Origin of the sequence: Kitasatospora atroaurantiaca, assembly GCF_007828955.1 — a bacterium.
Classification (GTDB): Bacteria; Actinomycetota; Actinomycetes; order Streptomycetales; family Streptomycetaceae; genus Kitasatospora; species Kitasatospora atroaurantiaca.
In genome coordinates this window covers 5,713,286-5,737,659 of sequence record NZ_VIVR01000001.1, presented here as the reverse complement: position 1 = coordinate 5,737,659, position 24,374 = coordinate 5,713,286, and the positions used below count along the sequence as shown (strand labels likewise).

Sequence of the window (24,374 nt, the reverse complement as noted above, 5' to 3'; positions counted from 1 at the left end):
GGTGGACTCGGCCGCGCAACTCCGGTGAAGAACAGGCGAACGGTGCCTGCCGACTCGGCAGTGTTCTGCGAGATCCGGGGGCCGTCCAGGACTGCGGCTCTGCCAGCTCGCTCAGGCAGGGTCCGGGTGCCGAGGTACAGCTCACAGGCGGCGTGATTGACCTGCTCACCGGCCCCGTGGTGGGATTTCGGGGGCCGAGAGCAGAGTCGAGGGGGTGCCCCGTGCGGGTCGTGATCGGGGTCGGCGCGAGCCGTGGCGTCCCGTACGGCGAGGTGCTCGGGCTGGTCGACACGGCCCTGGCGGAGGCCGGGCTGGCCCGGCAGGACGTGGCCCGGCTGGCCACCCTCGACGGCAAGACCTCGGAGCCGGGCCTGCTCGCGGCCGCCGAGGAGCTCGGGGTCGCGCTGGTCGGCCACCCCGCCGAGGCGCTGGCGGCCGTGGCCGTGCCTTCTCCGTCCGCCTCGGCGCTCGCCGCCGTCGGCACACCGAGCGTGGCCGAGGCGGCCGCCCTGCTCGAAGCGCACGGGGGCCCGCTGCTCGTCCCCAAGCGCAGGTCCACTGCGGCCACCGTCGCGATCGCCCGCCTCAACCCCCAGGGAGCCCCGAAGTGACGACCGAGCCCGACCTCCGCCACCACGGCGACGCCGAGGTCCGCACCGCCGGCCTGGTCGACCTCGCCGTCAACGTCCGCACGGGCACCCCGCCGGACTGGCTGCGCGAGCACCTGGCCGCGACCCTGGGCACCCTCGCCGCCTACCCCGACCAGCGCTCCGCCCACGCCGCGGTCGCCGCCCGGCACGGCCGCCCCGAGGAGGAGCTGCTGCTGACCTCGGGCGCCGCCGAGGCCTTCGTCCTGCTCGCGCGCGTGCTGAAGCCCCGCCACGCGGTGGTCGTGCACCCGCAGTTCACCGAGCCCGAGGCCGCCCTTCGCGGCACCGGGCACGCCGTCCACCGCGTCCTCCTCTCCCCCGAGGACGGCTTCCGCCTCACGCCCGGGGCCGTGCCGGCCGAGGCCGACCTGGTGGTGATCGGCAACCCCACCAACCCCACCTCCGTGCTGCACCCCGCCGCCGGCCTCGCCGCCCTCGCCCGGCCGGGGCGGACGCTGGTGATCGACGAGGCCTTCATGGACACCGTCCCCGGCGAGACCGAGTCGCTGGCCTCGGTCCGCGATCTGCCCGGACGGGTGGTCGTGCTGCGCAGCCTGACCAAGACCTGGGGCCTGGCCGGCCTGCGGATCGGCTACGTCCTCGGGCCCGCCGAGCTGATCGCCGAACTGTCCGCCGCCCAGCCCCTCTGGCCGGTCTCCACCCCGGCGCTCGCCGCCGCCGAGGTGTGCAGCTCCCCCGCCGCGCTCGCCGAGGCGGAGCAGGCCGCCCGTACCACCGCCGAGCAACGGGCCCACCTGCTCAAGGGCCTGGCCGCCTTCCCCGACGTCCGGGTGTACGGCGAGCCGGCCGCCTCCTTCGTCCTGGTCGAACTGCCCGGTGCGACGGCGGTCCGCGAGCGGCTGCGGGCGGCGGGCTTCGCGGTACGGCGCGGCGACACCTTCCCCGGGCTCGGCCCCGACTGGCTGCGGATCGCCGTCCGGGACGCCGGCACGACGGACCGCTTCCTGGCCGCGCTGGCCTCCGCGGCCGAGGTCATGCCGGCCTGACCACGTCCCCCGCCCTGACCCGGCCCGGGTGCACCACCTGCGCGTACGCGCCCGCGCAGGGCAGCAGGCCGAGACCGGGCAGCGGCTCCACCCGGTTGTGCCGCGCGAGCACGCGGAGCGCGTCGGCGTCCCGGGGGAGCTCGCCGTGGGCGAGCGTCGGCACCGCGCAGCGCGGCGTCGGGACAAGCACCTTGAGGTGGAGGCCGTCGCCGACCAGCAGCTCGCGGCCCGCCCAGTCGTTCTCCGCGAACGGCGGACCGTCCGTGCGGATGACGAGGTTCGGGCGGTAGCGCGCGGCCTCCGCCGACCCACGCGGGCTCAGCTCGGCGATCCGGTCCAGGGTGGCGGTGCTCAGCAGGTGCAGCGGCGCGAAGTCGAAGAACGTCCCGACGGGTGCCGCCCTTCCCAACTCCGAGACGGTGTGGCCGACTTCGGCCTCCACCCCACTGCGCAGCACCTCCTCGGGGACGGACCGCTGCAACGTCGCCCGGGGCGGCGGGGTGTCTCTCAGCGAGACGCGGCGACCGAGGAGACCCGAGAGGAGACCGTCCGCGGCGGGGTCGGTGCTCAGGAACCCCTTGCCGGCGGGCCCGGTGATCCGTACCCCCTCATCCGTGGCACGCGCCGTGAAGGTGAGCAACTGCCGCCACAGCCGCGGATTCTTGGCACTGGCGACCTGCCCCGTGGCCACGTCGAGCAGAGCCAGCCCACGATCACCGTCCACCCCGCGCCCGCCCACCTCGGCCTCCGCCAGCTCCTCCCCCAGCATCGACTTCACCGGATACCGCCACAGCCCCTCCACCCTGCCCACGATCACGCCTCCACCGCCTCCGCCCAAGCGGCGAGGGTCGCGAAGTCCGCCGGCTGAAGCCCGACCCTGTGATCGATGCAGAGGGTGAGCGCCGGGGCGGGGTGGTTGGCGGCGATCCACTCGGTGTCCTGCGGCTCCAGCTCGTCGTCGACCCACGCGAACGGGCGCCCGGCGGCCCAGCTGGTGAGGTACCGGGTCTTCCAGTGCAGGCCGTCCGGATCACCATGGTGCATCTTCGGCCAGTCCACGTACGGGAGTCGGGGCAGCCCGAGGAGCGGGGAGATCCAGGTGTTCGCCTCCTCCTTCCACGTGGTGCACCAGACCAGCTCGTACGGCAGCGCGAGCAGTTCGGGCCCGTGAGCGGGGTTCAGCCAGAGCCGTAGCGGCCGGACGTGCGCGGCGGGCTTCTCCGGGTGCCGGGCGATCCACGAGTCCGGCTTCACCCGGTGGGTCTGGTAGCCCTCGGGGCGGCGGTGGGGCTTGGCCGCGTACGGGTTGAGCGGGCCGTCGACGTCGAGGAGCAGGAGCGGTTTGGCTGGTTGCTGCATGGTGGTCCCCCCTTGGCTGATGCGCGGATTCTCCGCGATCGGGCGGAACGGCGCCAACCCGATATCCGCTGCGGCCTGCCCGGCCGAGCCTGGGCATGCGGTCAGCCATGCACCAGGAGCGCGCGAGATCGGCAGGCACCGGCTTGTGCCCTACCGCTGCGCGCAGTTCTCCCCCAGCCTTCGGCCGGGAGGTGCCCCCACGCGCCCCTGTGGTTACCCCGGTGCCTCGTGGCCCCTGAGGCATTGCATGGTTGGCGTCCGCGGGAGGTCCGCCGAACGGGGCTAGCCCGCGGGTTGCCAGGTGCGGGCGGCGGCGATGCGGTGGGTGGCGCTGGGGTGGGTGGCGAAGAGGAGTTCCAGGAGGCGGGGCGGGTCGACGTCGGAGACGTTGGCGACGGCCAGTCTGCGCTGCATGGCGATGAACTGCTCTGGGTCCGAGGTGAGTTCGAGGGCGTGGCGGTCGGCCCTGGCCTCGATCCGGCGGCTCGCGGCGCACTGGAGAGGGCCCGCCGCCGTGCCCAGGAGAGCGGCGCAGGCGGCCAGCAGTGGCAGGGAGCGCGGATCGGCCGCGTCCGTGGCCCCGGCGGCCGAGAGCAGCGGCTGCCAGTCGGCCGCCAGACCCAGCAGGCAGACGGCGACGGCTGCCCCCAGCGCACCGATCAGCGTCCCCGTGAGGACGTCGCGATGCTTGACGTGGCCCAGCTCGTGGGCCACCACCAGTTCCACCTCACGCGGCTCGGCGGTCTGCAACAGGGTGTCGTACGCGACGATCCGCCGGGTGGCGCCGAGGCCGGAGACGTACGCGTTGAGTGCGGTGGTCCGCCGCGAGGCGTCCGCGACCAGCACCTGCTTGACCCGGATCGCGTCGCGCTCGGCCAGGTCCAGCAGGGCGCTGCGGAGTGCGCCGGGCGGCATCGGGGTGAAGCGGTTGAACACCGGCTCCACGAGGAGCGGGAAGAGGAAGGACAGTACCGGAACGAGCAGCGCCGCCAGCCCGGCCGCCGGCACCCACCAGTGCTGCGGCGAGCGCTCGGTGAGCGCGTACAGGCCGTAGACCCCCGGCAGCACGAGCAGCAGGGAGAGAGCGAGGCCGCGCAGGACGTCCAGGGCCCAGCCGCCCCAGCCCTGGGTGACCAGGCCGTACCCGCTGCGGATGGTGCGGACCCTGGCGGTGAACGGGAGTTGGACCGCCTCGGCCAGCAGGATCAGCACGACCGCGCCGGCCAGCACCTCGGCCGTCCGGGAGCCGCCGAAGAGTCCGCCCGCCGCCGTCACCAGGTCGGCCCCGGCGGGGGTGAAGCCGAGGGCCAGGGTCAGCGCCAGCCCGGCCAGCCGCCCGCCCAGCGCCCACGGGACCTGGGCCCGCCGCAGTGCCCGGCCCCTGGCGATCTGCTCCGGGGTGAAGTCGTCCATGCCTACGTTCCGCCTCCCGCTCGCGGTGCACCTGCCGGGACCAGGATCGCGCATCGGCGGGCCGCCGGAGCCGGCACGGCGAACGCCCGTGGTCCCCTCCCTGACGAGGGGGCCACGGGCGTTCGGCTCAAGCGGGGCGGATCAGACCTGGCCGGCCTTCTCCAGGGCGGAGCAGCAGGTGTTGACCAGCAGGCGGGTCACCACGTACGGGTCGACGTTCGCGTTCGGGCGACGGTCCTCGATGTAGCCCTTCTGCTCGACCTCGACCTGCCACGGGATACGGACCGAGGCGCCACGGTCGGAGACACCGTAGGAGTAGACGTTCCACGGGGCGGTCTCGTGCAGACCGGTCAGGCGGGACTCGATGCCGAAGCCGTACTGCTTGACGTGCTCCAGGACCTTCTCCTGGGAGGCGCCGAGCGACTCGCAGGCGGTGATGATGGCGTCGTAGCCCTCACGCATGGCCTTGGTGGAGAAGTTGGTGTGCGCACCCGCGCCGTTCCAGTCGCCGCGGACCGGCTTGGCGTCCAGGGTCGCGTCGATGCCGAACTCCTCGGCGGTGCGGTAGAGCAGGTAGCGGGCGACCCACAGGTGGTCGGAGACGGTCAGCGCGTCGACCGGGCCGATCTGGAACTCCCACTGGCCGGGCATGACCTCGGCGTTGATGCCGCAGATCGCGAGGCCGGCGGCGATGCAGCGGTCGAGGTGCAGCTCGACGATCTCGCGACCGAAGACCTCCTCGGCGCCGACGCCGCAGTAGTAGCCGCCCTGCGGGGCCGGGAAGCCGCCCTCGGGGAAGCCGAGCGGGCGGGAGCCCTTGAAGAAGGTGTACTCCTGCTCGATGCCGAAGATCGCCTCCTGGCCGGCGAACTGCTCGGCGATGGGCCGGAGCAGGGCGCGGGTGTTGGAGACGTGCGGGGTACCGTCGGTCTCGTTGACCTCGCACAGGACGAGGATGTTGTCGCCGCCGCGGATCGGGTCCGGGAAGGAGGCGACGGGCTCAAGAACGCGGTCCGAGGCGTGGCCCTCGGCCTGGTTGGTGGAGGAACCGTCGAAGCCCCAGGTCGGGAGCTTGTCCGCGTTGGCCAGGATCCGGGTCTTGGAACGGAGCTTGGCGGTCGGCTGCGTGCCGTCGATCCAGATGTACTCGGCCTTGATTGCCACGGCGGAACCTCGCAACTTGAGTGGTGGGTGCCCGCGTAGCGTTGCAAGTCGCCGTTTCCCGGTTGTTCCTCCTATGTGACGCCCATGTAAACCAACGGTCCGCAGTGGCACGCTCACGGTGTGAGAGTGCCACTTACGGGGCGTACATGTCACCGGGCGTACGGATCAGTGCCGCCGGGCGTGGGTGCGGCGGCGCCGGGTCATCCGCAGGGCGACGGCACCGACGGCGAGCAAGGTCCCCGCGGCGGCCAGCACGGTGCCCGTACCGCTGCTGCCGGTGGATGCGAGGGCCTCGGTGTCGCCGGCGGTGACCGCGCGGGCCGCCGTGGTCGCGGCGGAGGGGGAGGCCGGGGGCGTGGCGGCGGGGACGGGCTTCTCGCAGCTCACCGAGGCGACGGTGATCGTGCCGGTGACCTTGGCGACGTTGAGCTTGAGGGGGTTGACGTCCACCTGCACCTCCAGGGCCGAGGCGGCGGCCGTGGTCGAGGTGGTGGTCCGCTTGGAGAACTGGATGTCGACACTGCCGACGGCCGGGACCTCCACATGGGTCGGCCCGTTCAACCCCAGCGCGACCGACTTGCCGAGCACGGTGATCCTGGCGGGCGAGGTGACCTTGGCGGTGGGCTGCCCGTCGACCGGGCAGGTGACCTCGGCGCTCAGCGCCTCGAGGCCCAGCAGGGTGGTGAGCGGCATGCCGGGCGCGTGCACGTCGGCGCCCACCAGCTGGACGGAGGCGGCGGTGCCGTGCCCGTCGGCCCTGGTGGTGGACTTGCCGACGTCCGCCTTGACCAGGGTGACCGGGCGCCCCTGGTCGACGCCGTCCACCTTGGCGGTCAGCATCGCGTCGGCGCGATGGGCCGGGCTCTCCACCTTGTTCAGCGCGATGTCGACCGGGACGTCGAGGGTCTTGTTCAACAGACTCACGTCCAGGGCGACCTCGGCGGTGACCGCGCGGGCGCGCCCCGGCGACGGGGCGGGGCCGGCGGCGTGGGCGACGGAGACGGGCAGGGTGACCGCGAGGGCCGTGGCCGCGAGGCCGGCGGCGGCGGTGGAACGCAGAACGGACATGGATGGACCCCCACACATGACGGGTTGGCAGAGCGTGCCGCCGGTGTCACCCCGCGCGCAGGCTGCTGCCGCGTCGAAACGGGGGAAGGGGCTTGTGCTCTCGACTGCCGCCAGTCTCTTCGAACAGTCCGTCACATGAGCAACACAGAACGTCAGTTCACCCGTTTGAGTGAGGTTGACGCCTGGTGCTGACGTTACGGGAGTCGCCAGTCCACCGGCTGCGCGCCCTGCCGGACCAGCAGGTCGTTGGCCCGGCTGAACGGACGGGAGCCGAAGAAGCCCCGGTCCGCCGACATCGGACTGGGGTGCGCGGACTCCACGGAGGGCACCTGCCCCAACAGGGGGCGCAGATTACGGGCGTCACGCCCCCAGAGGATCGCCACCAGCGGCCCGCCACGCGCGACCAGCGAGCGGATGGCCTGCTCGGTGACCTCCTCCCAGCCCTTGCCGCGGTGGGCGGCGGGCTTGCCCGGCGCGGTGGTCAGCGCCCGGTTGAGCAGCAGCACACCCTGCTGCGTCCACGGGGTCAGGTCGCCGTTGGCAGGCGGCGGAAAGCCCAGGTCTCGGCCGTACTCCTGGAAGATGTTGACCAGACTGCCGGGGATCGGCCGCACCTGCGGCGCGACGGAGAAGCTCAGCCCGACGGCGTGCCCGGGGGTGGGGTACGGGTCCTGACCGACGATCAGCACCCGTACGGAGTCGAAGGGTTGCTGGAACGCGCGCAGCACGTTCGGCCCGGCCGGGAGGTACGTACGGCCTGCGGCCAGCTCGCCGCGCAGGAAGTCGCCCATGGCGGCGACCCGCCCGGCCACCGGCTCCAGGGCCTTGGCCCAGCCGGGCTCGACGATCTCGTTCAGTGGACGCGGTGCCATACCGGCCACCCTATCCATCGAGGGCGACCAGCCAGCCACCCAGGGGCGCGGGGAACGGCGCGATCAGCCCGCTACGGAGTTGCTTGGTTCTTCGCGCAGTTCCCCGCGCCCCAAAGAAAATGCCCCTACGCCACGATCCGGCCCCGGAGGACGATCACCTGCGGGTCGGCCAGGACCCGGACGTCGGCGCGCGGGTCCTCCGCGTACACCACCAGGTCGGCGGAGGCCCCCTCGGTCAGCCCCTCACGGCCGAGCCATGCCCGCGCGCCCCAACTCGCCGCCGAGAGCGCGGCGCTGGCGGGCAGACCGGCCTTGACCAGCTCGGCGACCTCGTCCGCGACCAGCCCGTGCGCGAGCGAGCCGCCCGCGTCGGTGCCGACGAACACCGGGATGCCGGCGTCGTACGCCGCGCCCACGGTGTCGTAGCGGCGCTCGTGCAGCCGGCGCATGTGCGCGGACCAGGCCGGGAACTTCTCCTCGCCGCCCGCCGCCAGCTTGGGGAAGGTCGCGATGTTGACCAGCGTCGGGACGATCGCGATGCCGCGCTCGGCGAACTGCGGGATCAGCTCCTCGGTGAGACCCGTCGCGTGCTCCACGCAGTCGATCCCGGCGGCGAGCAGGTCCGGCAGCGACTCGGCGGCGAAGCAGTGCGCCGTCACCCGCGCCCCCTCGGCGTGCGCGGCGGCGATCGCCTCGCGCAGCGCGTCGCCCGGCCAGCAGGCGGAGAGGTCGCCCGTGCCCCGGTCGATCCAGTCGCCGACCAGCTTCACCCAGCCGTCGCCCCGCCGAGCCTCCCGGACGACGTAGGCGGCGAGGTCGCCGGGCTCGATCTCGTGCGCGTAGTTGCGGATGTAGCGGCGGGTGCGGGCGATGTGGCGGCCGGCCCGGATGATCCGGGGCAGGTCCTCGCGGTCGTCCACCCAGCGGGTGTCGGCCGCGGAGCCCGCGTCGCGGATCAGCAGGGTGCCCGCGTCGCGGTCGGTGAGCGCCTGCTTCTCGCTGGTCGCCTCGTCCACCGCACCGTGCGCGTCCAGGCCGACGTGGCAGTGCGCGTCCACCAGCCCGGGCAGCGCCCAGCCGGTAACCGTACGGACGTCCGTCGCCCGGGTCGGCCGGTCGAAGGTGACCCGGCCGTCGACCACCCACAGCTCGTCCCGGACGTCCTCGGGACCGACCAGCACCCGGCCCCTGATGTGCAGCACCGCAGCATCGCTCATGCCCTGCACTCTACCGACGGCCCGACCGGGGCGGACGGGCCGATGATCTCCGTACCGCCGCCGCGGCCGGGATGCTGCGGGCCAACCACTACGGCCGGGCCGCGTCGCTCCCGGTGGTCCTCGCCACACTGACCGCACTGGGCGCCGACGGAGCGGCCACCGAGGCCGCCGAGCGCGCCTGGGGGACGGCGCTCGTGGGCTGACCACGCAGCACCAGCGCCACGGCCGCACTCACCGCGTAGCAGGCGAGGACCGCGCCGAAGAGCAGTTGCGGGTCGTGGTCGTAGAGCAGCGCCGCCAGATAACCGGACGGGATCGCGACGAGCGCGGTGGCGCTCTGGATGGCGGAGGAGAGCTCGGCCCGGTCCACGGGCGGGATGCTGCTGACCACCAGGGCGTCGCGGTACGACTCCAGCAGGAACGGGCCGGCGGCCGTGAGGACGGTGCTCACCAGCAGGACGCCGAGTCCGCCCGCCGGGACGGCGAGGAAGGCCAGCCAGCCGAGACTGCTCACGGTGAGCCCGATCAGCACGCTGCGGGCCATCGGCCGGTCACGCCAGCGGGGCATCAGGCCGAGGTAGCAGGCGAACGCCGTGACCGCCGCGACGGCGGGCAGCGCGGCGATCGACGCGGTGCCGTAGTGCAGGTCGTCGGCGAGGTTGACCACCTGGAAGAGGTTGATCTGCACCGCCAGGTTGGTCAGCAGGCAGATCGCCACCACCGGCCACAACTGCCGGGTGCGGCAGGCCCGTCCGAGCATCCCCAGACCCTTGGCGAGGCCGGTGAGGATGCCCGTCGAGGCGTGGGCGGCCGTCGCCTGGTGCCCGGCGGCGGTTTCGACGGTGAGGTGATTGCGGATCAGGAAGAGCGCCGTCATGCTCACCCCGCCCAGCAGGTAGACCCCGCGCAGCGTGGGCAGCGTGCCGAAGCTCGCCATGGCGACACCCGCCAGTGGGGTGAGCAGCCCGGCTGCCATCACCACGAGTTTGATCGCCGCGAAGATCCGGGGGCGCTGCTCCTCGGTGGCGTCCTCGGTGACCAGGAGGAAGAAGGAGAGGTTCACCACCCGGCTCAGCGCGCTGCACAGCCCGGCGAGCAGGAAGAGCCAGAAGCTGTCGGCGAAGGACCAGATGAACATCGGGACGGACCAGGACAGCAGGTCGAAGATCAGTGTGGTCCGCCTGCGGCCGAGCCGGTTGGTGATGCCGCCGGCCACCAGCTGGGCGCAGAAGGCGAGATAGAGGCCGGCCGAGGCGATCAGGCCGATCTGCAGGGTGTCGAGCCCGGCGGCCTTCTGGTAGAGCGTGGCGTAGTAGATCGAGATGGTGCCGGGAACGGCCCAGAGCGGCTCCCAGAGGATGGAGTTCCGGGCGTTCGGGGGCAGGTCGGCGAGCAGCTTGAAGCGCATCGGGTCTCCGGCGGGTCAGGGGTTGCTCGTAGGGTGGCGCGGTCCCCTGCAGCGAGCAGGACCGCGCCACCATGGACTCACCGGTGCTTGAACCAACTCATCGCACTGGTCGGCTTGTTGCTGTAGTCGAACAGGGCCTGGTTCTCCCAGGCGTCGCCCGATCCCGCGTCGGCCGGGTCCCAGCCGTTGCCGGCCACCGCCGTCCAGGTCGGCTCCCAGTAGAAGGCGCCGAGCCCCTTGCCGTTGGGCACGGCCTCCACGACGTTGAGCACGTCACGGAAGTTGGCCGCCTGCCCGGCCTGGGTGGCGTCGTAGCCGGAGACCAGCTGGGAGGAGGTGGCGATGTTGTTCTCCAGCGAGTCGTTGTTCGCCAGCGTGAACGGGTACGCCGTCTCGGCGACGAAGACCTGCTTGCCGTAGCGGGAGGCCAGGTCGTCCAGCGTGGTCTGGAGGTCGCTCAACGGCCCGTGCCAGTAGCCGTAGTACGAGAGCCCGATCACGTCGAACGGGACGCTGTGCGAGACGGCGTTGTCGAAGAAGGTCCGGGCGCCGGCGTCGTCCCCGCCCTTGGCGAGGTGCAGCACCACCTTGGTGGAACTGCTCACCGCCTTGGCCGCGTTGGCGCCCTGGGTGAGGAAGCCCGCCAGGTTGGACCAGTTGGCGGTGGAGCCCTCGGACCAGAGCATGCCGCCGTTGATCTCGTTGCCGATCTGCACCATGTCGGCCGTGGTGCCCTGGGCCTTCAGGGCGTTCAGCACGTCGTAGGTGTGGTTGTAGACGGCCGAGTTGAGCTGGGAGAGGGAGTACGAGGACCAGGCGGAGGGCTTGGTCTGGCTCCCCGGGTCGGCCCAGATGTCGGAGTAGTGGAAGTCGATCAGCACGCCCATGCCGAGCGCCTTGGCGCGCTTGGCCATGGCGAGCACCTGGGTCTTGGTGTTGTAGCCGTCGGCGGGGTTGACCCACACCTTCAGCCGGACGTAGTTCATCCCGGCCGAGTTGAGGATGGCGAGCGCGTCCCCGGTGGTGCCGTTGGAGTACTTGTAGACGCCGCCCTTGTCCTCGCTCTTCTTGAGCGTGGAGACGTCCGCGCCGCGGGCCGTCAGCCCGGTCGAGCCCGAGGTGAACGAGAGGTCGTCCACGTTGAGCCAGTTACCGGCGTTGGCATCGGAGTTGATGCTGATGGTGCACTGGTTGTTGGTGACGGCGATGGAGGTGACCAGCCGTATCCAGGCGCCGTTGGGGGTCGGCGGCAGGTCGGTGCGCTGCTCGGCACTGCCGCAGTTCTTCAGCGCGAGGTACGCGGAGTTCTGGCCGCCGCCGGAGCGGACCCAGGCGGTCAGCGTGTAGTTCCCGTTGGTGAGGCCGGAGAGGTACTGGTAGGTCTCGACCTTGTACGCGCTCGCCGACCAGTGGGTCAGCCGGTACGAGCCGCTGTGGCCGCCGGCTTCGCTGTACGAGGCGCTGTTCTGACCGGCGGCGGAGTAGGTGCTCCAGCCGGTGGGGGTGGCGGTGGCCTTGCCGTCCGTCTCGAAGCCGGCGTTGGCCAAGGTGGTTGCGGCCTGCGCTCCCGCGACGGGGAGCGCGACCACGGCGGCGGAGGAGAGCAGGAGTGTGGCTGCGCCGCTGATGAGCAGGCGCTTGGTTCCCTTGTGCATCGTCGTCCTTGGCGATGAGGTGGGGTGGGGGAGGTGGTGCCACGAGGGAACGGTGGGGCGGCCGGGGAGGTTGGGGGCAGCGGCCGCCCCACCGGGACCAGCACCTGCCGGGGTCGACCCTCAGCGACCCCGGCAGGGGTCAGAGGCGGACGACCCGGGTGGTGTCGGCCGGGACGTCCAGGGCGCCGGAGACCGGAGCGCCGGTGAGCAGCTCGGTGCCGGGGCCGGGCAGCGGGACCGCGGCATCGGTGCCGCTGTGGTTGATCGCGAAGAGGTACCGGCCGTGCTCCCCGACCCGCTCCACCACCTCGACGTCGCGCGGGAGTTCGCGCTCCGGGAGCCCGGCGTCGGCGCAGGCGCGGGCCAGCACGGCGTCCAGGTCCGGGCCGCCGATCCGGCTGGAGACGTACCAGGCGGAGCCCTCGCCGAACGCGTTGCGCGTCACGGCGGGGTGCCTGGCGGCGGGCCCGTCGGCGTACGACCAGACCGTCTCGGCGCCGCGCGGGACGACGAACTCGGACCACACGTCACCGGTCAGGGCCGGTCCGTCGCCCACGAGCCGGACCGTCCGGTGCTCGCGAAGCGGCGCGAACTCCTCGACGGTGAGCCCGAGTACGTCGCGCAGCGCGCCCGGGTGCGGGCCGGGCTGCACGGTGTCGTGCTCGTCGACGATGCCGGAGAAGTACGAGACCGCGAGGGTGCCGCCGCCTGCCACGTACTCCTGGAGGTTCAGGTTCGAGGCCTCGGTCATCAGGTACAGCGCCGGGACGAGCACCAGCGGGTAGCCGCTGAGATCCGACTCGGGGTGGGCGAAGTCGACGGTGAGGTGGCGGTCGTACGCGGCGGCGTACCAGGCGTCGGCGCGCTCGCGGGCGTCGAGCTCTTCGCTGGGGCGCCATTCGAGCTTCTGGGCCCACCAGGACTGCCAGTCCCAGAGGATCGCGGCGTCCGCCACGACCCGGCTGCCGCGTACGGACCTCAGCGAGGTGAGGTCGGCGCCGAGGGCGACCACCTCGCGCCAGATCCGGCTGTCGGTACCGGCGTGCGGCAGCATCGCGGAGTGGAACTTCTCGGCGCCGTAGCGGGAGGCCCGCCACTGGAAGAACATCGCGCCGTCGGAGCCGCGGGCCACGTGGGCGAGGCTGTTGCGGGCGAGCTCGCCGGGCTGCTTGATCAGGTTGCGGGGCTGCCAGTTGACGGCGCCGGTGGAGTGTTCCAGCAGCAGCCAGGGCTTGTTGCCGGCCACCGACCGGGTGATGTCGGCGGACATGGCGAGGTTGATGTGGTTCCGCTCGGCCTCGGCGACCAGGTAGTGGTCGTTGCTCACCACGTCCACCTCCCGCCCCCAGGCCCAGTAGTCGAGCGACTCGCACTGGGAGAGGGCGGTCATGAAGTTGGTGGTGACCGGGACACCGGGTGAGAGGCGGTGCAGCAGGTCGCGCTCGCGCTTGAAGTTCTCCAGGATGGCGTCGCTGGTGAAGCGCGCCCAGTCGAGCTGCTGGGCGGGATTGCAGGCGGTGGGGGTGAGCCGGGGCGGCTGGACGTCCTCCCAGCGGTTGTAGCGCTGGCCCCAGAAGGCCGTTCCCCAGGCCTCGTTGAGCTCCTTGACGGTGGTGTACCGGTCGGCGAGCCAGCGGCGGAAGTGAGCGGCGGACTCGGCGCAGTAGCAGGCACTGACCGGGACGCCGTACTCGTTGTGCACGTGCCAGAGGGCGACGGCCGGGTGGTTGCCGTACCGCAGACCGAGCTGCTCGGTGATGCTCGCGGCCGCCTCGCGGTAGGCGGGCGAGCTGTGGCAGATCGCGCCGCGCCCGCCGAACTCGTACCTGACCCCCTCGCGGGTGACCGGCAGGGCCTCGGGGTGCTCGCGGTAGAACCAGGCGGGCGGGACGACGGTGGGGGTGCCGAGGTCGACCCGGATGCCGTTCTCGTGCAGCAGGTCCAGCAGCCGGTCGAGCCAGCCGAACTCGTACACACCGCGCTCGGTCTCCAGCAGGGCCCAGGAGAAGATCCCGACGCTGACCATGGTGACGCCGGCCTCGCGCATCAGCCGGACGTCCTCGTGCCAGACCTCCTCCGGCCACTGCTCCGGGTTGTAGTCCCCGCCGAAGGCGAGCGCATCCAGCCCGACGGGCCAGGTCAGCGGGTGTTCCATTGATGCTCCATCACGAAGTTCTGTGAACGTGCACAGCCATCGATGCGCCGTGTCTCGCCTAGATAACCGTATGCCTGCAGGCATTGACAAGTGTCCAGCGGGTTTCCGTACTGTGAACGTGCACAGCGATGGTCGAGGGGACCGACCAGTGCACCCCCCACAGCTCGCACACCCTGCCTGAAGTGATCCTCGGGAGGATCCATGAACCGCCGCCTCGCCGTCGCAGCCGCCACCGGCCTGACCGCAGCCCTCGCCCTGACCGCCTGCTCCAGCTCCGCCGGCACCGGTGACCAGGCCAAGCCCGCCGCCGGCCCGGTCAAGCTGACCTTCTGGTCCTGGACGCCGAACATGGACAAGGTCGCGGCGATCTGGAACCAGGCCCACCCCGACATCCAGGTGAGCGTCCAGAAGCAGGCCTCCGGCGACGACCTGGTCACCAAGACCATCACGGCCGCCAAGGCGGGCAACGCCCCCGACCTCGTCCAGGCCGAGTACCAGGCGCTGCCGACGCTGGTCAGCAACGACGTGCTCGCCGACATCGCCAAGCAGGCGGGCCCGGCGAAGGGCCAGTTCGCCACCGGCGTCTGGCAGCAGGTCTCGCTCGGCTCGGACGCGGTGTACGCGATCCCCGAGGACACCGCGCCGCTGGCCCTCTACTACCGCCAGGACCTCTTCCAGCAGTACGGCCTCAAGGTGCCCACCACCTGGGCCGAGTTCGCGGACGCTGCCCGGCAGCTCAAGCAGAAGGAGCCGAGCAAGGCACTCACCACCTTCTCCAGCAACGACTCCGGCCTCTTCGCCGGTCTCGCCCAGCAGGCCGGTGCCAAGTGGTGGACCACCTCCGGTGACACCTGGAAGGTCGGCATCAACGACGCCGCCACCAAGAAGGTCGCCGACTTCTGGGGCGGACTGGTCAAGGAGGGGGCGATCGACAACCAGCCGATGTACACCCCCGCCTGGAGCAAGGCGCTGAACGACGGCTCGCAGATCGCCTGGGTCAGCGCGGTCTGGGCACCCGGCGTCTTCACCAGCTCGGCCCCCGACACCAAGGGCAAGTGGGCGATGGCCGCCCTGCCGCAGTGGACCACCGGCGAGACCGTCACCGGCAGCTGGGGCGGCTCCGCCACCGGCGTGACCACCGGTGCTCAGAAGGCCGGCCACGCCGACGCCGCCGCCCAGTTCGCCACCTGGCTGAACACCGACCCGGCCGCCGTCGCCGCCCTGGTCAAGGAGGCAGGCATCTACCCGGCCGCCACCTCCGCGCAGACCGGCGGCGCGCTCGCCACCGCGCCCGAGTTCTTCTCGAACCAGGCCGACTTCTACACCAAGGCCGCCGAGATCGCGAAGGGCACCGCCCCCGCCGCCTGGGGTCCCAACGTCAACGTCGCGTACTCCACCTTCAAGGACGCATTCGGAAAGGCGGCGCAGGCCAAGAGCGACTTCTCGGCCGCACTGACCGCCATGCAGGACGCCACCGTCGCGGACCTGAAGAAGAACGGCTTCAAGACCGAGGGCTGAGCCTCGTAACGGCCTGAAACCGTCCGGTCCGGGGCTGTGCAAGAGCCCCGGACCGGACGGCTCCCTCCCATCGTCCCAGCTACTCGAATCGAGGACCGCCATGGCCGCACCGGCGTCCCCCTCAACCAGGCAGGCCCGCCGCCTCGCGCCGTACGGCTTCCTGGCCCCCGCGACCATCCTCTTCGCCCTCTTCTTCGCCCTGCCGATCGGCTACGCGATCTACCTGAGCTTCCGCGCCGTGCACGTCAAGGGCCTCGGCCTGGGGTCGCACGCCCGCACCGAGGTCTGGGCCGGGTTCTCCAACTACACCTCCGCGCTGACCGACCCCGAGCTGCTCGGCGGCGCGGGCCGCACGCTGATCTACGGCGGGCTGCTGGTGCCCGCCATGCTCGGCGCGGCGCTCTTCTTCGCGCTGCTGCTGGACACCCCGCGCATCCGCCTCGGCGCCTTCTCCCGGCTGGCGATCTTCCTGCCGTACGCCGTCCCCGGCATCGTCGCCTCGCTGCTCTGGGGCTTCCTGTACCTGCCGACGGTCAGCCCCGGCTACTTCCTGCTCACCAAGGCGGGCATGTCCGGCCCCGACCTGCTGCACGGCAACGGGCTCTACGTTGCCCTGGCCAACATCGCGGTCTGGGGCGGCACCGGCTTCAACATGATCGTCATCTACACATCGCTGCGGGCCATCCCCGCCGAGCTGTACGAGGCCGCCCGGCTGGACGGCTGCTCGGAGCTGCAGATCGCGCTGCGGATCAAGATCCCGATGGTGGCGCCCTCGCTGGTACTCACCTTCTTCTTCTCGATGATCGCCACCCTGCAGGTGTTCAGCGAGCCGATGACCCTCAAGCCGATGACCAACTCGCTGAGCTCGACCTGGAGTCCGCTGATGAAGGTCTACCGTGACGCCTTCATCCAGGGGGACATCTACTCGGCCGCCGCGACCTCGGTCGTCATCGCCGCCGCGACCCTCGTCCTGTCCTTCGGCTTCCTCAAGCTGGTCAACAAGCGCACCGCCGGAGGCGAATCGTGACCACCCTGACCGCCCCCGCCGTCCGTACCGCCCTTGCGTCCCCGCCCGCACGCAAGCCCGGTACGCGCTGGGTCCCGACCCTGGTCCTGCTGCTCGGCGCGGTCTACTGCCTGATCCCGATCCTCTGGGTGGTGATGGCCTCCACCAAGAGCAGCAGGGAGCTGTTCAGCACCTTCACCTTCTCCCCCGGCACCGGCTTCCTCGACAACCTCTCCGAGCTCTCCGCGTACCGCGACGGCGTCTACTGGCAGTGGCTCGCCAACTCCGCGCTCTACGCGGGCCTCGGCGCCCTGCTCTCCGCCGCGCTCTCCGGCGTGACGGGGTACGCGCTCGCCAAGTACCGCTTCCGGGGCCGGAACGCGCTGTTCAACATCCTGCTGGCGGGCGTGCTGATGCCGCCGATCACGCTGGCCGTGCCGCAGTACCTGCTGATGGCCAAGGCCGGTCTCGCCGACAGCTACTGGTCCGTACTGCTGCCCAGCATCGTCAGCCCGTACGGCATCTACCTGGCCCGGATCTACGCGGCCGCCGCCATCCCGGACGAGGTCGTCGAGGCCGCGCGGGTGGACGGGGCCCGGGAGTTCCGGCTGTTCCGCAGCGTCGCGCTGCCGATGATGGTGCCCGGGCTGGTCACCGTCTTCCTGTTCCAGTTCGTGGCGATCTGGAACAACTTCCTGCTGCCGTACATCATGCTCGGCGACGACAGGAAGTTCCCCGTCACGGTGGGTCTGTACTCGCTGCTGCAGCAGGGCGCCAACGCGCCGGCCCTCTACACGCTGGTGATCACCGGGGCGCTGCTCTCGATCATTCCGCTGATCGCGCTGTTCCTGGGACTCCAGCGGTATTGGCGCATCGATCTGCTCTCCGGAGCCGTAAAGTCCTGACCGTCCGCCACCAAGATCTGACGAGGAACCACCCCATGACGGAACCCGCGCCCCGAGGCCGGTCGGCCGGCAGGCCCAAGCGGCCGCCGACCATCATCGACGTCGCCGCCGAGGCGGGCGTGTCGCGCGGCACCGTCTCCCGCGTCCTCCAGGGCGGACACAACGTCAGCCCGGCCGCCCTGGAGGCCGTGAACGCCGCGATAAAGAAGCTCGGGTACGTGGTCAACCTGGCCGCCCGCAGCCTGGTCACCCAGCGCTCAGGCTCGGTCGCCTTCCTGCTCACCGAACCGCAGGAGCGTTTCTTCGAGGACCCCAACTTCACCACCCTGCTGCGCGGCTGCACCGCGGCCCTCGCCGAGCACGACATCCCGCTGATGCTGATGACGGCGGGCAACGAACCCGAGCGGCGCCGGGTCATCCGGTACCTCGCCGCCGGACACGTGGACGGCGTGCTGCTGGTCTCCTCCCACACCGGCAACCCGATGCTGGAGCAGCTGCGCCAGGCCGAACTCCCGGTCGTCTCCTGCGGCAAGCCGCTCGGACACCGCGGCCGGCTCGCGTACGTCGCGGCGGACGACAAGGAGGGCGCCAAGGAGATGGTCCGCCACCTGATCGACACCGGCCACCGCCGGGTCGCCACCATCACCGGACCGCAGGACACCCCCGGCGGCGTCGAGCGGCTGTACGGCTACCGCGAGGTGCTGGCCGAGTACGGCATCCCGTACGACGAGCAGCTGGTCGCCGTCGGCGACTACAGCCGCGCCGGCGGCGAGGCCGCCATAGAGCGCCTGCTGGGCCAGGCGCCCGACCTGGACGCGGTCTTCGTCGCCTCCGACCTGATGGCCGACGGCGCCCTCACCGCCCTGGAACGGGCCGGCCGCAGCGTCCCCGGTGACGTCGCGGTGGGCGGCTTCGACGACTCCTCGGTGGCCGCGACGGCGCGCATCCCGCTGACGACGATAAGGCAGCCCTGGGACCGCATCAGCGAGGAGATGGTCCGCCTCCTGCTCGCCCAGATCGCGGGCGAGGAACCGGCCACCGTCATCCTCCCGACCGAACTGGTGATCCGCGACTCGGCCTGACCGAGGTGCGGCAATTCAGCAGAGTTGGCTGCACAACTTCCCTAGTTCGGTCGAAACGACAGCACTGTTGGGCAGCCCTTCACCGGCCCGACACCCGCACTCCTCCCCGGTTCGGCAGAGTCAAAGGTCAGGCAAAGTTGTCTGTACAACCTTGCGTCCGTCGAGGAGGATTCACCATGCCGCTTTCCGCGTACTGGCTGCGCGACAACTGCCCGTGCACCGAGTGCCGCGACCCGCGCAACGGGCAGAAGCTGTTCCAGATCACCGACCTGCCCGAGGACCTGGCGATCGGCGAGTCCGTGGAGACCGACGGCCGGCTGGAGGTGACCTGGTCGGACGGGCACCGCTCGCGCTACCCGCTGACCTGGCTCGCGGCGCCGCAGCACGGCGACGGCCGGACGGCGGAGGGCAAGCGGCTCTGGGTGGCGGCCGACTTCGCGCGCGGGATCCCCGAGGCGGAGTGGGGCGCGTACCTGGCCGAACCCGAGGAGCAGGCGGCGGTGTTGAGCGCCGTGCAGCGCTTCGGCTTCGCGGTGCTGCGCGGGGTGCCGGTGGTCGAGGGGCAGGTGCTGAAGGTCGCCGAGAGCTTCGGGTACGTCCGCGAGACCAACTACGGCCGGCTGTTCGACGTACGGGTCGAGGCCGACCCCAACAACCTGGCGTTCACCAGCGCCGCGATCGCCCCGCACACCGACAACCCCTACCGCGACCCGGTGCCGACTCTTCAGCTGCTGCACTGCCTGCGGAACGAGGCCGAGGGCGGTGACTCGGGGCTGGTCGACGGCTTCCGGGCAGCGGCGGTCCTGCGGGAGGAGTCACCCGAGGACTTCGCGCTGCTGGCCCGCACGCCCGTCCCGTTCGGCTTCCGCGACCGGGGGACCGAGCTGCGCGCGGACCGGCCGCTGATCGACCTCGACCCGCTCGGCCGGATCCGCGAGGTGCGGTTCAACAACCGCTCGATCGGGACCCTTCGGATGGGTGCCGCCGAGCTGGACGCCTTCTACGCGGCGTACCGGCGCTTCGCGGCCGTCACCCTCCGACGTGAGCTGCAGCTGGAGTTCCGGCTCGGGCCGGGCGACTGCCTGATCTTCGACAACGTCCGGCTGCTGCACGCCCGCACCGCCTTCGAGCAGGGCGGCAGCCGCCACCTGCAGGGCTGCTACGCCGATCTGGACGGGCTGGCGAGCACGCTCGCCGTGCTGCACCGCCGCGCCGAGGCGCTGGACACCATCGCCGAGCTCTTCGCGGGCGAGGGCGCCGGCGAGTACCTGGGCGAGGACGTCACCATCGCCGAGCACATGCTGCAGGCCGGGGCACTGGCCGAGGCCGCCGGGGCACCCGACCACCTGGTGGCGGCGGCCCTGCTGCACGACGTCGGCCACTTCAACGGCACCGGGCTGGAGTTGATGGAGGGCCGCGACAACCGGCACAGCGACACCGGCGCCGACTGGCTGGCGCACTGGTTCGGCCCCGAGGTCACCGAGCCGGTGCGGCTGCACGTCGCCGCCAAGCGCTACCTCTGCGCGGTCGAACCCGGCTACCGGGAGCGGCTCTCCGAGGCCTCCGAGTACACCCTGAAGGTCCAGGGCGGCCCGATGGACGAGGCCCGGGCTGCGGCCTTCGCCGCACACCCCGGCGCAGCCGACGCGGTCGCCGTCCGCCGATGGGACGACCAGGCCAAGGACGCGGCGCTCCAGGCCCCGCCGTTCGACCACTTCCGCCCCTTGCTCGCCCGCACCATGCGGTAGGCCTGCGGCCGGCCATACGCAACCGGTCAACCCATGGGGGCGCGGGGAACTGCGCGACCGCGGAAGAGTCGACGCCGCACCCTCCCGCTTCGCGCAGTTCCTTGCGCCCCTGGGTGGTGCATGGCCGGCCGCGTACCTGCTAGTCGCCCTCGCGGGCGTGGCGGGAGAGGGCGGAGGACGCCAGGGAGTTGTGGATGCTGAAGGCCACGGTGCCCGGGAGGTAGCGGTCCTGGGACCACTCGACCGGGGTGCCGGTCGGGTCCGTGGTGCGGCGGCGTTCGCGTAGCAGGGGGCTGCCACGGCGGCAGCCCAGCAGCCGGGCGTCGTCGGCGTTTGCGGCGACCACGTCGATGGTGTGGTCGGCGTCGGTGAAGAGGATGCCGTGCTCGCGCAGCGGCTCGGTGTGCGAGACCACGTCGGGCGGCAGCTGGGCCACCAACTCGCCCACCCGGGGCGGGTAGACGGTGCGCTCGACCATCACGGGGGTGCCCGAGAGGGTGCGCAGCCGGAGCGTCACGTACACCTCGGTGCCGGGCTCCAGCCGGAGCTGCTCGCGCTCGGCGGCGTCCGCCGGGCGGCGTACCAGGGACTCCAGTATGCCGCCCGGCTCCTCCCCCATCGAGCGGGCCCAGTGCGTGAAGCTGAGCAGCTCGGAGAAGCTCTGCACCCGTGCGTTGCCGAGCACCACGCGCCGGGTGCCGCGCCGCGAGGTGACCAGGCCGTCGGCGCGCAGCACCGCGAGTGCCTGGCGGACGGTGCCGCGGGACACCCCGTACTGCTCGGCCAGCGCGCCCTCGGCGGGCAGGCGGCCGGACTCGCCGTACGACCCCGAGGTGATCGCCTCGCGCAGGTCGGCCGCCACCTGGCGGTAGAGCGCGCCGGCGGATCGGTCGGGGTCCTGTGCCACGTCAGTCAATGTCCCTCCTGGGGCGGGGTCCTGCGCAACGGTGCCAATTTGTTCTGGGCGCGGACGCTACCGACTGTATCCGCTGCTGATCATCGTTCGAGGTCCGGACTCGACCGTTCCCGTAGCCGCCCCCTGTTCCGGGCCGTCCGTTCACCTTCCCGTCACCGGGCTCCGGCGTACTTAGGCCCGTCAGCGAAGTTGCCTAGCCAACTTGGCCCTCAGGCGCCTGACACCCCCTCATTGCGAATCCAGGCTCTGCACCTCCCTCGATCAGGAGATCCTCCCGTGACCGTGCACCGTGCCCGTGCCGCCGCCTTCGCGGCCGTGCTGACCGCCGCCGCGCTCTCCCTCACCGCCTGCGGCTCCGCGGGCTCGACCTCCGCGAAGTCCGGTGACTCCGCCGCCAAGGCCGGCGCCAAGGAGGCCAAGGACGCGACCTCCGCCGCCGACCTGGGCGGCATGGACGCCCTGGTCGCGGCCGCCAAGAAGGAGGGCAAGCTGCACGTCATCACGCTGCCCAAGGACTGGGCGAACTACGGCAAGATCATGGACTCGTTCAAGGCCAAGTACGGCATCGAGATCGAGGACGAGAACCCGGACGGCTCCAGCCAGGACGAGATCAACGCGATCACCTCCCGCAAGGGCCAGGACCGCGCCCCCGACGTGGTGGACCTGGGCAGCGCCTTCGCCCTGTCCGCGGCCAAGGACGGCCTGCTGGCCCCGTACAAGGTCGCGGCCTTCGACAAGATCGCCGACACCATGAAGGACCCGAACGGCCTGCGGGTCAACGACTACGGCGGCTACATCTCGATCGGCTGCGACGCCAAGAAGATCGCCGTCTGCCCGAAGACCTTCGCCGACCTGCTCAAGCCGGAGTACAAGGGCAAGGTCGCGCTGAACGGCAACCCGACCAAGTCCGGCTCGGCCTTCGGCGGCGTGTACGCGGCGGCGCTGGCCAACGGCGGTTCGCTCGACAACATCCAGCCCGGTATCGACTTCTTCGGCAAGCTGAAGCAGTCCGGCAACTTCAACCCGGTCGAGTCCACCCCGGCGACCATCGAGAAGGGCGAGACCCCGATCAGCATCGACTGGTCGTACCTCAACGCCGGCTACACCGACGAGTTCAAGGCCAAGAACGTCGACTGGCAGGTGGCCGTGCCGGTCGACGGCAGCTACGCCCAGTTCTACAACCAGGGCATCAACAAGTACGCCCCGCACCCGGCGGCCGCCCGCCTGTGGCAGGAGTACCTGTTCAGCGCCGAGGGCCAGAACCTCTTCCTGGGCGGCTACGCCACCCCGGCCCTGTTCGACGCCCTGAAGAAGGACGGCACCCTCGACACCGCCGCCGCTGCCAAGCTGCCGGCCGTCGAGAAGCCCTTCACCACCTTCCCGACCCAGGACCAGATCACGGCGGCCAAGAAGGTCGTGACCGAGAACTGGACCAAGGCGATCGCGGGCTGATCACAGACATGACCACGGCTCCCACCCCGGTGCCGACCCCCGCCGCCACTGAACTCAGTGGCGGCGCGGGGGCGTCCGGCACCGCTACCCCCGTCCCCCGCAGGCGTACGGTCAAGCTGCGCGGCGGCTCCTGGCTGGCCACCGTTCCGCTGTTCGCCTTCTTCGCGATCAGCTTCGGCCTGCCCGCCATCGCCATCGCCATCGGCGCCTTCACCCTGTCGAGCGACGCCGAGACCGGCGCCGGCACGTTCACCACGCAGAACGTGACCGACTCCGTCCAGGGCGCCTACTGGACGTCCCTGCTCAGCAGCGTCAAGCTCTCCGCGCTCACCGCGCTGATCGGTACCGTGCTCGGCCTGCCGATCGCCCAGGCCGTGGTGACCTCCCGGTTCCGGGCCGTCCGTGAGGCCGTGCTCTCCGCCTCCGGCGTGCTGGCCAACTTCGGCGGGCTGCCGCTCGCCTTCGCCTTCGTGGCGACGCTCGGCAACGCCGGTGAGATCACCAAGCTGTTCCACCTCACCGACCACGGCTGGTCGCTGTACTCCTTCACCGGGCTGACCATCGTCTACCTGTACTTCCTCGTCCCGCTGATGGTGCTCAGCATCACCCCGGCGCTGGACGGCCTGCGGGTGCAGTGGCGCGAGGCCGCGCACAACAACCGGGCCACCACGCTGCAGTACTGGCGGCACGTCGCGCTGCCGATCCTCTTCCCCTCGCTGCTCGGCGGGTACGTGCTGCTCTTCGGCAGCGCCTTCGCCGCGTACGCCACGGCCGCGGCCATGGTCGGCGCCACGGTGCCGCTGATCAGCCGGTCGATCGCCGACGCGCTCTCCGGCAACGTGCTGGTCGGCCAGGGCAACCTGGCGCTGGCGCTGAGCCTCGACATGATCGTGGTCGCCGTGGTCGTGATGGCCGTCTACCTGCCCCTCCAGCGACGGAGTGCCCGATGGCTCAGCTGATCTCTCGCGTCCGTGTCTGGCGCGGCGTCGTCCTGCTGCTGGCCGGGGCCTACTTCCTGCTGCCCATGGGCGCCTCGGTGTACTTCAGCATCGACGACCCCAAGGGCTTCACCTTCGAGGCCTACACCGGCCTGCTCGGCGCCCCCGGCTTCACGGACAGCCTGACCCTGACGCTGGAACTCGCCGCCGTCACCGTGGTGGTGCTCCTGCTGCTGCTCGTCCCCGCGCTGATCGCGGTACGGCTCGGCGCGCCCCGGCTCCGCCCGGTGCTCGAGGTGGTCTGCACCCTGCCGCTGGTCGTCCCGCCGGTCGCGCTGACCGCCGGGCTGATCGGCGTGCTGCGCTGGGGGCCCGACTACCTGATGGACACGCCGTTCTTCCAGACCATCGTGTTCATCCAGGACCCGAAGTTCCCGATCGTGCTGGTCCTCGCGTACGTGCTGATGTCGCTGCCGCTCGCGTACCGGGCGCTGGATGCCGGGTTGCGCGCGGTGGACGTCCGTACGCTGGTCGAGGCCGCCCGCAACTGCGGGGCGAGCTGGCCGCGCGCGGTGATCACGGTCGTGCTGCCCAACCTGCGCGGCGCGCTGCTCAACGCCTCCTTCCTCACCCTGGCGCTGGTGCTCGGCGAGTTCACCGCCGCCTCGATCCTCGGCTACCAGCCCTTCGCGGTGTGGATCTACTCGGTCGGCAACAGCCAGGCCCAGATGTCCGTCGCGGTGTCGGTGCTCAGCCTGCTGATCACCTGGGTCCTGCTCCTCCTGCTGGCCGCCGCCGGCCGCGAGCGCCGTTACAAGACCGCCCACTCCTGAGCCACTCC

At 71.6% G+C, this 24,374-nt stretch carries 21 protein-coding genes; 10 read left to right on the top strand and 11 right to left on the bottom strand.

Going from position 1 to position 24,374, the window contains the following annotated elements; all coding sequences use genetic code 11:
• The first annotated feature begins 221 nt into the window (after nt 1-221).
• Together FB465_RS37120 and cobC are read left to right on the top strand one after the other, a co-directional pair.
• Complete coding sequence (locus FB465_RS37120; RefSeq protein WP_342791839.1) at nt 222-611, top strand: cobalamin biosynthesis protein; 390 nt, start codon at nt 222-224, stop codon at nt 609-611.
• On the top strand, nt 608-1,657 hold the full coding sequence (cobC, locus tag FB465_RS25910; protein WP_145794297.1) for an Rv2231c family histidinol phosphate aminotransferase CobC: 1,050 nt from the start codon (nt 608-610) through the stop codon (nt 1,655-1,657). The genes FB465_RS37120 and cobC overlap by 4 nt, the downstream gene beginning before the upstream one ends.
• On the opposite strand, the gene FB465_RS25905 is transcribed toward cobC, so the two are convergent.
• The 10 genes from FB465_RS25905 to FB465_RS25860 all read right to left on the bottom strand — a co-directional run bounded on the left by FB465_RS25905 (nt 1,644) and on the right by FB465_RS25860 (nt 13,968).
• Nucleotides 1,644-2,468 carry an MOSC domain-containing protein gene (locus FB465_RS25905; RefSeq protein ID WP_246192838.1) on the bottom strand — a complete coding sequence of 275 codons (825 nt, stop codon included), beginning with the start codon at nt 2,466-2,468 and terminating at the stop codon, nt 1,644-1,646. The two genes, cobC and FB465_RS25905, sit on opposite strands and share 14 nt — an antisense overlap.
• Before the next feature lie 2 nt (nt 2,469-2,470).
• Nucleotides 2,471-3,016 carry an HAD domain-containing protein gene (locus FB465_RS25900; protein WP_145794296.1) on the bottom strand — a complete coding sequence of 182 codons (546 nt, stop codon included), beginning with the start codon at nt 3,014-3,016 and terminating at the stop codon, nt 2,471-2,473.
• A gap of 282 nt (nt 3,017-3,298) precedes the next feature.
• Nucleotides 3,299-4,429: a M48 family metallopeptidase gene (locus FB465_RS25895; protein ID WP_246192837.1), complete on the bottom strand. Its 1,131-nt coding sequence runs from the start codon at nt 4,427-4,429 to the stop codon at nt 3,299-3,301.
• Nucleotides 4,430-4,570: 141 nt separating this feature from the next.
• A complete protein-coding gene (gene glnII, locus FB465_RS25890; RefSeq protein WP_145794294.1) occupies nt 4,571-5,593 on the bottom strand; it encodes a glutamine synthetase in 1,023 nt (340 codons plus the stop codon).
• Between the two features lie 165 nt (nt 5,594-5,758).
• Complete coding sequence (locus FB465_RS25885) at nt 5,759-6,661, bottom strand: SCO1860 family LAETG-anchored protein (RefSeq protein ID WP_145794293.1); 903 nt, start codon at nt 6,659-6,661, stop codon at nt 5,759-5,761.
• Between the two features lie 194 nt (nt 6,662-6,855).
• Nucleotides 6,856-7,533 carry a uracil-DNA glycosylase gene (locus FB465_RS25880; protein WP_145794292.1) on the bottom strand — a complete coding sequence of 226 codons (678 nt, stop codon included), beginning with the start codon at nt 7,531-7,533 and terminating at the stop codon, nt 6,856-6,858.
• A gap of 125 nt (nt 7,534-7,658) precedes the next feature.
• The gene (locus FB465_RS25875) at nt 7,659-8,750 is read right to left on the bottom strand and encodes an amidohydrolase family protein (RefSeq protein ID WP_145794291.1); all 1,092 of its coding nucleotides are present in this window, start codon (nt 8,748-8,750) and stop codon (nt 7,659-7,661) included.
• Nucleotides 8,751-8,838: 88 nt separating this feature from the next.
• Nucleotides 8,839-10,158, bottom strand: coding sequence for an MFS transporter (locus tag FB465_RS25870; RefSeq protein WP_145794290.1), 1,320 nt, complete (start codon nt 10,156-10,158; stop codon nt 8,839-8,841).
• Between the two features lie 77 nt (nt 10,159-10,235).
• On the bottom strand, nt 10,236-11,813 hold the full coding sequence (locus tag FB465_RS25865; protein ID WP_145794289.1) for a glycoside hydrolase family 53 protein: 1,578 nt from the start codon (nt 11,811-11,813) through the stop codon (nt 10,236-10,238).
• A gap of 139 nt (nt 11,814-11,952) precedes the next feature.
• The gene (locus FB465_RS25860) at nt 11,953-13,968 is read right to left on the bottom strand and encodes a beta-galactosidase (protein WP_145794288.1); all 2,016 of its coding nucleotides are present in this window, start codon (nt 13,966-13,968) and stop codon (nt 11,953-11,955) included.
• A gap of 201 nt (nt 13,969-14,169) precedes the next feature.
• Here FB465_RS25860 and FB465_RS25855 point away from each other — a divergent pair, with 201 nt between their 5' ends.
• The 5 genes from FB465_RS25855 to tmpA all read left to right on the top strand — a co-directional run bounded on the left by FB465_RS25855 (nt 14,170) and on the right by tmpA (nt 20,227).
• Nucleotides 14,170-15,486 carry an extracellular solute-binding protein gene (locus tag FB465_RS25855; RefSeq protein WP_145794287.1) on the top strand — a complete coding sequence of 439 codons (1,317 nt, stop codon included), beginning with the start codon at nt 14,170-14,172 and terminating at the stop codon, nt 15,484-15,486.
• Nucleotides 15,487-15,586: 100 nt separating this feature from the next.
• Entirely contained in the window at nt 15,587-16,513 is a 927-nt protein-coding gene (locus tag FB465_RS25850; protein WP_145794286.1) for a carbohydrate ABC transporter permease, read from the top strand.
• Between the two features lie 80 nt (nt 16,514-16,593).
• Nucleotides 16,594-17,397, top strand: a complete 804-nt coding sequence (locus FB465_RS25845; protein WP_246193325.1) for a carbohydrate ABC transporter permease — start codon at nt 16,594-16,596, stop codon at nt 17,395-17,397.
• Nucleotides 17,398-17,432: 35 nt separating this feature from the next.
• The gene (locus tag FB465_RS25840) at nt 17,433-18,479 is read left to right on the top strand and encodes a LacI family DNA-binding transcriptional regulator (protein WP_145794285.1); all 1,047 of its coding nucleotides are present in this window, start codon (nt 17,433-17,435) and stop codon (nt 18,477-18,479) included.
• Nucleotides 18,480-18,655: 176 nt separating this feature from the next.
• Entirely contained in the window at nt 18,656-20,227 is a 1,572-nt protein-coding gene (gene tmpA / locus FB465_RS25835; protein ID WP_145794284.1) for a 2-trimethylaminoethylphosphonate dioxygenase, read from the top strand.
• Between the two features lie 139 nt (nt 20,228-20,366).
• On the opposite strand, the gene FB465_RS25830 is transcribed toward tmpA, so the two are convergent.
• A complete protein-coding gene (locus FB465_RS25830) occupies nt 20,367-21,134 on the bottom strand; it encodes a GntR family transcriptional regulator (RefSeq protein ID WP_145797595.1) in 768 nt (255 codons plus the stop codon).
• Nucleotides 21,135-21,419: 285 nt separating this feature from the next.
• Between FB465_RS25830 and FB465_RS25825 the strand changes: the two genes are divergently transcribed.
• Genes FB465_RS25825 through FB465_RS25815 form a run of 3 tightly spaced genes read left to right on the top strand, consistent with a single transcriptional unit; the run spans nt 21,420 to nt 24,366 of the window.
• Nucleotides 21,420-22,595 (top strand): ABC transporter substrate-binding protein, encoded by a 1,176-nt coding sequence (locus FB465_RS25825; protein WP_145794283.1) that lies wholly within the window; start codon nt 21,420-21,422, stop codon nt 22,593-22,595.
• A gap of 8 nt (nt 22,596-22,603) precedes the next feature.
• Nucleotides 22,604-23,554, top strand: coding sequence for an ABC transporter permease (locus FB465_RS25820; RefSeq protein WP_211785855.1), 951 nt, complete (start codon nt 22,604-22,606; stop codon nt 23,552-23,554).
• Complete coding sequence (locus FB465_RS25815; RefSeq protein WP_211785854.1) at nt 23,542-24,366, top strand: ABC transporter permease; 825 nt, start codon at nt 23,542-23,544, stop codon at nt 24,364-24,366. Before FB465_RS25820 ends, FB465_RS25815 begins: the two co-directional genes overlap by 13 nt.
• Nucleotides 24,367-24,374: the final 8 nt, after the last annotated feature.

Bases quoted from the DNA above. Each gene is read 5' to 3' on its own strand.
- FB465_RS25900 (WP_145794296.1), bottom strand. From the start codon at position 3,016: ATGCAGCAACCAGCCAAACCGCTCCTGCTCCTCGACGTCGACGGCCCG.
- FB465_RS25895 (WP_246192837.1), bottom strand. From the start codon at position 4,429: ATGGACGACTTCACCCCGGAGCAGATCGCCAGGGGCCGGGCACTGCGG.
- FB465_RS25885 (WP_145794293.1), bottom strand. From the start codon at position 6,661: ATGTCCGTTCTGCGTTCCACCGCCGCCGCCGGCCTCGCGGCCACGGCC.
- FB465_RS25880 (WP_145794292.1), bottom strand. From the start codon at position 7,533: ATGGCACCGCGTCCACTGAACGAGATCGTCGAGCCCGGCTGGGCCAAG.
- FB465_RS25875 (WP_145794291.1), bottom strand. From the start codon at position 8,750: ATGAGCGATGCTGCGGTGCTGCACATCAGGGGCCGGGTGCTGGTCGGT.
- FB465_RS25870 (WP_145794290.1), bottom strand. From the start codon at position 10,158: ATGCGCTTCAAGCTGCTCGCCGACCTGCCCCCGAACGCCCGGAACTCC.
- FB465_RS25865 (WP_145794289.1), bottom strand. From the start codon at position 11,813: ATGCACAAGGGAACCAAGCGCCTGCTCATCAGCGGCGCAGCCACACTC.
- FB465_RS25860 (WP_145794288.1), bottom strand. From the start codon at position 13,968: ATGGAACACCCGCTGACCTGGCCCGTCGGGCTGGATGCGCTCGCCTTC.
- FB465_RS25855 (WP_145794287.1), top strand. From the start codon at position 14,170: ATGAACCGCCGCCTCGCCGTCGCAGCCGCCACCGGCCTGACCGCAGCC.
- FB465_RS25850 (WP_145794286.1), top strand. From the start codon at position 15,587: ATGGCCGCACCGGCGTCCCCCTCAACCAGGCAGGCCCGCCGCCTCGCG.
- FB465_RS25840 (WP_145794285.1), top strand. From the start codon at position 17,433: ATGACGGAACCCGCGCCCCGAGGCCGGTCGGCCGGCAGGCCCAAGCGG.
- tmpA (WP_145794284.1), top strand. From the start codon at position 18,656: ATGCCGCTTTCCGCGTACTGGCTGCGCGACAACTGCCCGTGCACCGAG.
- FB465_RS25820 (WP_211785855.1), top strand. From the start codon at position 22,604: ATGACCACGGCTCCCACCCCGGTGCCGACCCCCGCCGCCACTGAACTC.
- FB465_RS25815 (WP_211785854.1), top strand. From the start codon at position 23,542: ATGGCTCAGCTGATCTCTCGCGTCCGTGTCTGGCGCGGCGTCGTCCTG.